The organism is Amycolatopsis heterodermiae, from assembly GCF_034929455.1.
Taxonomy (GTDB): Bacteria; Actinomycetota; Actinomycetes; order Mycobacteriales; family Pseudonocardiaceae; genus Amycolatopsis; species Amycolatopsis heterodermiae.
Genome location: NZ_JAYFSI010000005.1, coordinates 255146 through 263557, shown reverse-complemented (window position 1 = coordinate 263557; position 8412 = coordinate 255146). Strand labels below are relative to the sequence as shown.

9 protein-coding genes are annotated in these 8412 nt (G+C 71.6%); 2 read left to right on the top strand and 7 right to left on the bottom strand.

Features of this window, described 5'->3' with window-relative positions:
• Positions 1 to 103 precede the first annotated feature (103 nt).
• Positions 104 to 376 (bottom strand): hypothetical protein, encoded by a 273-nt coding sequence (locus tag VA596_RS23485; protein WP_323330049.1) that lies wholly within the window; start codon positions 374 to 376, stop codon positions 104 to 106.
• 61 nt (positions 377 to 437) lie between these two features.
• On the opposite strand from VA596_RS23485, the gene VA596_RS23480 reads away from it, so the two are divergent.
• Positions 438 to 1058 carry a TetR/AcrR family transcriptional regulator gene (locus VA596_RS23480; protein WP_323330047.1) on the top strand — a complete coding sequence of 207 codons (621 nt, stop codon included), beginning with the start codon at positions 438 to 440 and terminating at the stop codon, positions 1056 to 1058.
• A 7-nt stretch (positions 1059 to 1065) separates the two neighbouring features.
• Here VA596_RS23480 and VA596_RS23475 read toward each other — a convergent pair whose 3' ends face one another.
• Positions 1066 to 1497, bottom strand: a complete 432-nt coding sequence (locus VA596_RS23475) for a nitroreductase family deazaflavin-dependent oxidoreductase (protein ID WP_323330045.1) — start codon at positions 1495 to 1497, stop codon at positions 1066 to 1068.
• A gap of 29 nt (positions 1498 to 1526) precedes the next feature.
• Positions 1527 to 2459 (bottom strand): amidohydrolase family protein, encoded by a 933-nt coding sequence (locus VA596_RS23470; protein ID WP_323330043.1) that lies wholly within the window; start codon positions 2457 to 2459, stop codon positions 1527 to 1529.
• 57 nt (positions 2460 to 2516) lie between these two features.
• On the opposite strand from VA596_RS23470, the gene VA596_RS23465 reads away from it, so the two are divergent.
• Positions 2517 to 2975 (top strand): MarR family winged helix-turn-helix transcriptional regulator, encoded by a 459-nt coding sequence (locus VA596_RS23465; RefSeq protein WP_323330041.1) that lies wholly within the window; start codon positions 2517 to 2519, stop codon positions 2973 to 2975.
• 43 nt (positions 2976 to 3018) lie between these two features.
• Here the strand turns inward: VA596_RS23465 and VA596_RS23460 are convergent, their stop codons facing one another.
• From VA596_RS23460 to VA596_RS23445, 4 genes are all read right to left on the bottom strand, one after another.
• Entirely contained in the window at positions 3019 to 6246 is a 3228-nt protein-coding gene (locus VA596_RS23460; RefSeq protein WP_323330039.1) for a S8 family serine peptidase, read from the bottom strand.
• 665 nt (positions 6247 to 6911) lie between these two features.
• A complete protein-coding gene (locus tag VA596_RS23455; protein WP_323330037.1) occupies positions 6912 to 7691 on the bottom strand; it encodes a hypothetical protein in 780 nt (259 codons plus the stop codon).
• Positions 7691 to 7870, bottom strand: a complete 180-nt coding sequence (locus VA596_RS23450) for a hypothetical protein (protein ID WP_323330035.1) — start codon at positions 7868 to 7870, stop codon at positions 7691 to 7693. The genes VA596_RS23455 and VA596_RS23450 overlap by 1 nt, the downstream gene beginning before the upstream one ends.
• 48 nt (positions 7871 to 7918) lie before the next feature.
• Positions 7919 to 8350: a hypothetical protein gene (locus tag VA596_RS23445; protein WP_323330033.1), complete on the bottom strand. Its 432-nt coding sequence runs from the start codon at positions 8348 to 8350 to the stop codon at positions 7919 to 7921.
• Positions 8351 to 8412: the final 62 nt, after the last annotated feature.

Genomic DNA, 8412 nt, shown 5'->3' with positions numbered 1-8412 from the left:
ACGCTCTCTGTCAGTCTCGACAGTTAACACCACACCATCGGGTGATGACGAGAGGCGGGAAAAGTTTGCCCGGAAGTCCCTTCGGGTCGCGGGTGACGGACGCTCAGGAGAGCGCCACCACGCACCGGCAGGCGCCGGCCGCGTGGCTGACCTGGACCCCGTCGGCCGCGGAAAGCTCTCCGTGCTCGCCGTTCCCGAAGTCGATCGTGATGACGCCGGGCGAGGGCGGGGAGAGCACGGTTCCCCGCCGGACCCGGCGGCGGCCGGTCGCCGGGTCCGGAGCGCCGAACACCAGGACCCGGTCGCCCTGGGCGAAGTGGCTCCAGTAGCCGCCCTGGGCCGCGTCTTCGGTGCCGATCGAACGGGTACTTTCCACGCCGCTCACCCTACACATACTTGTTGGGCAACACGCAAGTTAGTTTGGTAGGCTCAGCTGCATGGTCACCCTCCGCCGCACTCAGCAGGAACGCCGGGACCAGGCGGAAGCCGCGTTGCTCGCCGCGGCCGCCGAACTCGTCGTCGAACAGGGCGTCCGCTCGCTGACGCTGGCGCGGGTCGGGGAGCGCGCCGGGTACAGCCGCGGCATCGTCACGCACCACTTCGGGGCCAAGCAGGCGCTGGTCGAGCGGCTGGCGCGGACCACCCAGGCCGGGTTCGTGCCGGGCCTGGCCGAGCTGCCGCCCGGGCGCGACCGCCTGCTGCGGCTGATCGACGGCTACCTCGGCGAGCTCGGCCGGCTCGGCGTCTCCAACCAGGCTTTCCTGGTGTTGTGGGCCGAGGCTGCCACGCAACCGGACCTGGCCCCGATCTTCCGCGAGCGGGACGCCGCCTTCCGCGCCGACCTGCGCGAAGACGTCGAAGCCGGCATCGAGGCCGGCGCGATCGACCCCGGCGTCCGGCCGGACGACGTCGCGATCGCCGTCGTCGGGCAGCTGCGCGGGATCGCGCTGCAGCGGCTGCTGGACCCCCGGGGGGTCGACGTCGAGCAGGTGCGCCGCAGCGTCACCGGCTATTGGCGCCGGGCACTGGGCCCGGCGCCGTCGGCCGGTCAGGGGTGAGCGAACGCTACTTCGGGTCGAGCACGAACACCGGGATCTGCCGGTCGGTCTTCGTCTGGTACTCGGCGTACGACGGGTAGGCCGCGACCGAGCGTTCCCACCACTCGGCCCGCTCGGCGCCCTCGACCTCACGTGCCACGTAGGTCTTCGTCACGGTCCCGTCCTGCAGCGCGAACTCCGGGTGCGCCTTGATGTTGTGGTACCAGACGGGGTGCTCCGGGGCGCCGCCCTTGGACGCCACCACCGCGTAGCTCCCGGCGTGCTCCACCCGCATGACCGGGGTGTAGCGCAGCTTGCCGGACTTCGCGCCGCGCAGCGTCAGCAGCACGATCGGCGACCCGAGCACCTCGATCCCCTCGGTGGTCCCGGTCTCGAGGATCGTCTTGGTCTGGTCCTGCACCCACTCCGTGGGACTGAATTCTGCGGTCTCGTCGGACATGCCGATGATCAACACTTCGGGTCCGGATTTCATTCCCGGAACCGGGGGAACAGTGCCTCCGCGGCCGCGCGGCCGACGTCGGGGAAGCGCTCGGCACCGGGTCCGTCGTAGGCGGTGAGGTACCGGTCGAACTCCGTCCGCCACTCCTTCGGCGCGAACGGGAAATCGCTGCCGTAGAGGACGTGGCCGGGTGCCGCGAAGGCGAACAGCGACGGGAGCGCGGTCGGCGAGGCGGACAGCGCCGTGTCGAAGTAGAACTTTCGCAGCCCGGCCATGATGCCGTCCGGGGTGGTGCCGGGGTTGAACATCGCCGCGCCGGTGAAGCGGTGCGCGGCGAAGGGCAGGAAGCCGCCGGCGTGGGACAGGATGATCCGCAGGCCCGGGTGCCGGTCGAACACGCCGTGGGCCACCAGGTCGAGCGCGGTGCGCGTGGTGTCGAACGGGAAGTCCAGCAGCGGGCTGGGCAGGCCGTCGAGGCGCGCGATCGGCGGTTCGGCCGGGTGCACGAACACCACGGCGTCGCGGGCGGCCAGTTCCGTCCACAGTGGCTCGTACGCCGGGTGGCCCAGGTAGTGGCCGCGGGCGTTGGACAGCAGGACGACGCCGTCGGCGTGCAGCTCGTCCAGCGCTCGCACCGCCTCGGCGACCGCGCCGTCGAAGTCCGGCAGCGGAAGCACGGCGAAGTGCCCGAAGCGGCCGGGAGCGTCCTTGACGAGCTCCGCTTGGAAGTCGTTGGTCGCGCGCGCCAGGTCGCGGGCCGCGGCGTCGTCACCGAAGTGCACGCCCGGCGCGCTGATGGACAGCACCCCGGTGGCGATCCCGGCTTCGTCCATCATCGCGAGCGCGGCGCCGGGGCTCCACGAGGGCATCGGCCACCCGCCGGCCGTCTGGCCACTGTTCTCCAGTGCTTCCTGGTAGTGCGACGGGATCAGGTGCTGATGCACGTCGATGCGGCCGTTCATGATGTCTAGCCTCCTAATAGCTAGGTTGCTAACTATTGCTTTGCTAGGCTAGCTCGCATGACGCCCGGGAACAAGTCACCGAACCCCGCCGAGGTCGACGAGCTGGTGCAGGCGGCCGACGCCGTGTTCTTCGCCATGCGCAAGGCCCGGTCGGCGGGCGCGGACCGGGACGCCGGCCTGTCGCTGCCGCAGGTCACGATGCTCGAGCCGCTGGCGGCCGAGCCGGAGCTCCCGGTCGGCCGGCTCGCCGCGGCCGCCGACGTGTCCATCCCCACGGCCACCCGGATGCTCCAGCAGCTGGAAGGCGCCGGCGTGGTCGCGCGCCGGCGGTCACCTGAGGACGAGCGCAAGGTCCTCGTGGCGTTGACCCCGGACGGGCACGAGCGGCTGGCGCGGCTGCTGGCCGGCCGGCGGGCCCGTCAGGCGGAAGCGTTCGAGGCGTTCTCGCCCGCCGAACGCCGGCAACTCGTCGCCCTGCTGCGGAGGCTCGTTCCGGTGATCGACAGCATCGGATGACGGCGGAGGCGGCCCCGCGTTCGCGGAGCCGCCTCCGGCCGGATCAGCGCAGGACGAAGGCGTCCACAATGGTCTCCGTCACCGAGTTGCCCGCGCCGTCCGTCGCGGTTCCCCGCAGGGACACGGACTTCGCGCCCCACGGGTGGGGCAGCACGGTGTACCACCGGCCACCCAGCTGGGCCAGGGGAGCCGGGGTCCAGGAAGCACCGTGGTCGTGGGACACCTGGATCGCCGTCGGGGTGACCGTGCCGCCCGCGTTGTGCGAGAAGCCGATCGGGACCAGTGTCGGCAGGAAGGCCGACGCCTCGTTGCGCGCGTTCAACGCCGGCGCGAACTTGATCGCCATCAGCGGCAGCCGTTGCGCAGCGGTCCCCGTGACCGTGTCGGACGCGAACGTGTAGTCGGCGACCACCTTGCTCGACAGCGGCGACGGACGGGTCATCTCCGTGTGCAGCCGGAACCTGCCCGGGCCCGGCGGCACCGCGAACAGCCCGCCGCTGGAGTCCGGGCCGGTCCCCACCTGGACGCCGTCGCGGTAGAGCACCGCCGTGCCGGTGTGCACGCCGAAGCCCTCCATGTCCCGGGTCGCGTCGCTCAGCTGCGGGATCTGGAAGACGAGCGTGTCACCCCGCCGGCTCGCGTACCGCGCCGGGTTGCCCGGGTTGGCCGGGAAGTCCGGGCCGAACACCGCGCGGCCGTAGGAGTCCGTCGTCTCCCGCACCCGCGGGTACACCTTGGGGGCGCTGGAGAACAGCTGGTTGACGTACGTCCCGTCGGCCTTGGTGACCTGGAAGAAGTTCAGCCACGGCGTCTCCGGCGAGTAGTACTCCTCCAGCGTGTACGGCAGCGGCTTGGTGATGACGCCCTCCCGGGTGCCGACCGTGCCCGGCTCGGCGGCCGCCTGCACGCTGTGGACGTGCACCAGGTCCCGGTCGCGCACCCGCAGCACGGGGTCGGCGGGCAGCCGGCCGTCGGTGTCGGCGCGCACGTTGTAGAGCGACGGCGTGGCGTCGAACCGGCCCTGGGCGTCCGGGACGGCGAACCGGCCGCCGACGGAGTACCGGAACTGCCCGGGCGCCGTCGTCGCCGAGCGGTTGACCAGGACGTCCCCGAAGGCGCCCGGCTGGATCTCGGTGGCCAGCGCGTCCGTGCCGCCCCACACGGTGGTGCGGGCGAAGTCCACGCTCTTCTCGAACGCCGTCAGCTTCGGGTTGTCCAGGACGAGCCCCGCCGGCTTGGCCGTCCGCGGGTCGACGGTGAGCGTGACCGGCTTGCTCACGTCGAGGTCGGGTTCGATGGTCACCGCGAGCCCGGTGCCCGTGGCGACCTGGGATTCGAAGTAGTAGTGCCCCTTCGGCACCCGGAAGCCCACCGAACCGGACGCGTCGTAGGGCACGTACTGGACGGCCTGCTGCGTGTCGACCAGTCGGTAGGCGTAGTCCGCCGTCGGCTTTCCGTCCGTGCCGAGGAAACCGAACCGGACGTCGTAGCTTTCCGGCTCGCGGGTGAGCGAGACCGGGACGCGGACCGGGCCCGCGGTGAGCACGCCGGTGTAGATCCCGTCCGGGCCGTCGACCTTCGTGTCGGCGGTGAGCGTGATCGGCGCGTCGGCGCCCGGGGCGACGGTCAGCGCCGGCGCGGACAGCGTGAACATCCCGGCGGGTGCGGGCTTTCCGGCCGGATCCTTGAGATCAGCGGTCACGTTCACGGTCACCGGTGTGGTGCCGTAGTTGTGGTAGGTGACGACGTTGCGCACCGGCTGGTCGTCGGCGTGCGGCCACTGCTGGACACCGTCGTTCAGCGTGGCCGGGGTGGCGATCAGCGTGTCCGTGACGGCCTTCGCGACGTCCACGCGGCCGCCACCCTGCTCGAACACCGTCCGCGCCGGGTCGGGCTTGGCCGACTCCACGAGCGCGGCCTTGAGCTGCGGGGCCTTCCAGTCCGGGTGCTCGCCGGCCAGGATCGCCGCCGCCCCGGTGACGTGCGGGGTGGCCATCGACGTGCCGGACATGATCAGGTGCGTGTCGTCGGCGTGCGGCAACGTCTTGGCCAGCGCGCTGTCCTTGGCCATCGCCGCGGCGATGTCGACGCCCGGCGCGGTGATCTCCGGCTTGATCCCGTTGTCGCCCTTGCGCGGGCCGCGGCTGGAGAAGTCCGCGAGGTGGTCGTCGTGGTCGACCGCGCCGACGGTCAGCGCGTCCCGCGCCGCCGCGGGCGAACCCGGGGTCTTGCCGTTGTTGCCCGCGGCGACGACGAACAGCGCACCGGTCTGTTCGGTGAGCGAGTCGAGCGCCTGCGAGAGCAGATCCGTGCCGTCGCTGGGGGTGTAGTCGCCCAGGCTCATGTTGATCACCTGCGCGCCGCCGGTCGCGGCCCACTCCATGCCGGCGAGGATCTCGGACTCCTCACCGCTGCCGGTGTCGTCGAGCACCTTGCCGATCATCAGCTTCGTGTCCGGCGCGACGCCCGTGTACTTGGCGTTGTTGCCGGTCACGATGGACGCGACGTGCGTGCCGTGCCCGTAGCGGTCGGTCGTGCCGGACGCGCTGGCCGTGAAGTCGCGCGCCTGGGCGACGGCGTCCGCCAGATCCGGGTGGGTGGCGTCGATCCCGGTGTCGAGGATGGCGACGGTCGTGCCCTTCCCGGTGTAGCCGGCCTGCCACGCCGCCGGGGCGCCGATCTGCGGGACGCTGCGGTCCAGCGCGGCGTGCACCGGGCCGTCCAGCCAGATCTTGCCCGCCGAGGGGTCGCGCCCGGCCCAGAAAGCCGGGCCCTTCGCGGTTTTCACGGCGGTGGCCCGCACACTGGGCAGCTCGCGCACGACCTGCGCAGCCGCCACGGCGCGCAGTCCCGCCGGGTGGGTCACGATGAGCGGGATGTCCGGACGCGCGTCGTCGCCGTAACCGCCGGCCAGCAGCCGCGTGACATCGAACAGGCGCGGGTCGAGCCGCCCGGCGCGAACGTCGGCAAGCGCATCGAACGGCGTGACGTGCACGTCGCCGTCGACGTCCTTCTGCGTGAGGAACCCGACTTTCTCCCGGCCGGCCGCGGCCCGGACGCGCGCGGCCCCGGACACGTCGAGGACGACGTGATCACCGGTCACCAGGGTGACGGTCCGCTGCACACCGGGACCGGCAAACGGCTGCGCGGCGCCCGCCTGAGGCCCGGGCCCGGTGAGACCGGCCGCAAGCACGACGGCGACCGCGAGTACTCGTCTCGGCTCGAGGATCATCTGTTCCTCCTGCTGGTCGAGGTCGACAGGAGTGATCAAATCCACTTTCCGCCGCGCGCGCCAGGGTTTCTCTTTGCAGACACGAGGATTGCGCACCGGGTACCGCCGAGCGGCCTACCCCGCGGGCACGGGAGACCGAAGTGGTCTGATCCACTTGGCCCAAGACACGCTCGGATCCGCCCGGGGCGCGCGCCCGGTCGATCGTGATGTGCCGCGCGGGATCCGCCCGGAGCCTTCGGCGCATCTGGCAACCACTGCACCGCTCACCGGCACAGGCGTGCGCCGTGATGGTGTCAACGGCGGCGTGGTGCTTGCGATTTGCTGCCCGGGATCCCGCCGGTTCCTTCGGTAACCGCTGCACCGCTGACCGGTATGGGCGTGTGCTGTGACGGTGTCAACCGCGGCGTAGTGCTTGTGATGTGTCGCGTGGGATTCGGTCGGGTCGCTGTGGCCAGTGCCTTCGGCAATCACCGCACCGCTCACCGGGATAGGCGTGCGCCGTGATGCTTGTGATGTGCTGCATGGGGTCCGGTTGGGTTGCTGTGGCCGGTGCCTTCGGCAACCACCGCACCGCCCACCGGTATGGGCGTGTGCTGTGATGGTGTCGACCGCGGCGCGGTGGTCGCGGGATTCGGTCGGGTCGTTGTGGCTGGTGCCTTCGGCAACCGCCGCCCACCGGCATAGGCGGGCGCCGTGACGGTGTCTTACGTGGTTGGCCGGGGGAGCGGGATTTCGGCGTCCAGCACGATCGCACCGGTGGTGTCCCTGGCGAGCAAGGTCAGGCGCCCGGAATCCGCAGGAGGTGCCGGGGACCACTGCATCCGCTGCCGGTCGAGGTGGTCCCCGGACTCGCCCGAGCCGCCGATTCGGCGGTATCCGGTGCCCTGCTCGTCGCGGGGTTCCCAGGTGAGGTCGCCCAGTGCAGAGCCGGTGATCGCCCGGTTCGGGCGCTCGGTGGCTTGCCCGCGGCGGAGGCGCTTCATCCACTCCAACTGCTCACGCGCGGTCCGCGCCCGCCGGTCGCGGTGCTCCGGGCCGGGGTCGGTGCAGAGGTCGACCAGGAACCGGTCGGTCCACAGCTCTGCCGAGATCAGCGTCACCGGCCGTCCGTGGAGCTGCCCGAGGTGCCGGGGCCCCGCCAGCACACCGCGCAGTACCGGCGGACCGAGCGGCTCGCGGGGCACGACCGGCGCCGAACCCGTCCGTACCGCCACGGGAGCGGCACCCACGGACGCCGAGGACGACACGGACGACGCCGACGACGACCGGATCCCGGCCTCCTCGAGGGCGTCGAGCGCGGCGATCTCCTGCTCGTCGGTGAGCACGCCGGTGTCACCGAGCGCCTCGACCTGCGCCGCGAGCCGACTTCCCAGCAGGCGCAACGGATCCACGGAAACCGGGCCGGCCGAGCGTCGGGCACGGCTCATTCCGGCCACGGCCGGTCGGAAGACCTGCGCCAGCCACTGTTCCCCGGACAGCACCATCACTCCATTTTACCCTCGCCCACAAGGCAATCGGCGACATACTCGAACGCGGCCCGGGTGTCCGAACCGGCGACCCCGCCGGGGCTGTAGCCCTTGTGGATCAGGAAGTACCGCACGGACTCGGCTTCGCTGGTGCCTCCTCGCCGACGCCCACCGGCGCGGTCCACCAGTTCCGCCACGCCCGGCTGCGAGACCGCCTCACGGCGAGTCCTTGAGGCGTACGGTCTTCAGCGCCAGCCGAGCTCGGCCAGCTGTTCCCCGGCTGTGCCCTGGGGCCAGACGGTGACCTTGTCCAACCGGCCCGACGCGGTGTGGAACCGGAAGCCGCGGCCGAACGGGCCCACCCACTCCAGGCCGGTCACCTCGGCGCGGACGATCCGGACCGGTTCGGCGCCGGAGACGCGCAGCTCGGCCTGGCCGCGGCTGACCAGCAGCCGGAAGACCGGCCCGCTCGCCTTGAGGTGGTTCACCGTGGCCGCGCCGCGCAGGACGAGGTCGTAGTCTTCGTCCCGCAGCACAGCGAATTGGCTTGCGTAGGCCGGGTCCGGCGGCGGAACCCGGCCGAAACCTTCGAACTTCTCCCGCCACCGGAACCTGATGATCATCATGATCACGCCGAGCCCCAGGAACACCAGCAGGCCGATCTCCTCGTCACGCATCCTCGACGTCCCTCCCGCGGCATCGGCGAAGTATCCCACCAGAACGGACCCGGCAGTGCTTG

Coding starts and splice junctions, on each gene's coding strand:
- VA596_RS23470 (WP_323330043.1), bottom strand. CDS start 2,459: ATGAACGGCCGCATCGACGTGCATCAGCACCTGATCCCGTCGCACTAC.
- VA596_RS23465 (WP_323330041.1), top strand. CDS start 2,517: ATGACGCCCGGGAACAAGTCACCGAACCCCGCCGAGGTCGACGAGCTG.
- VA596_RS23475 (WP_323330045.1), bottom strand. CDS start 1,497: ATGTCCGACGAGACCGCAGAATTCAGTCCCACGGAGTGGGTGCAGGAC.
- VA596_RS23480 (WP_323330047.1), top strand. CDS start 438: ATGGTCACCCTCCGCCGCACTCAGCAGGAACGCCGGGACCAGGCGGAA.
- VA596_RS23445 (WP_323330033.1), bottom strand. CDS start 8,350: ATGCGTGACGAGGAGATCGGCCTGCTGGTGTTCCTGGGGCTCGGCGTG.
- VA596_RS23455 (WP_323330037.1), bottom strand. CDS start 7,691: ATGGTGCTGTCCGGGGAACAGTGGCTGGCGCAGGTCTTCCGACCGGCC.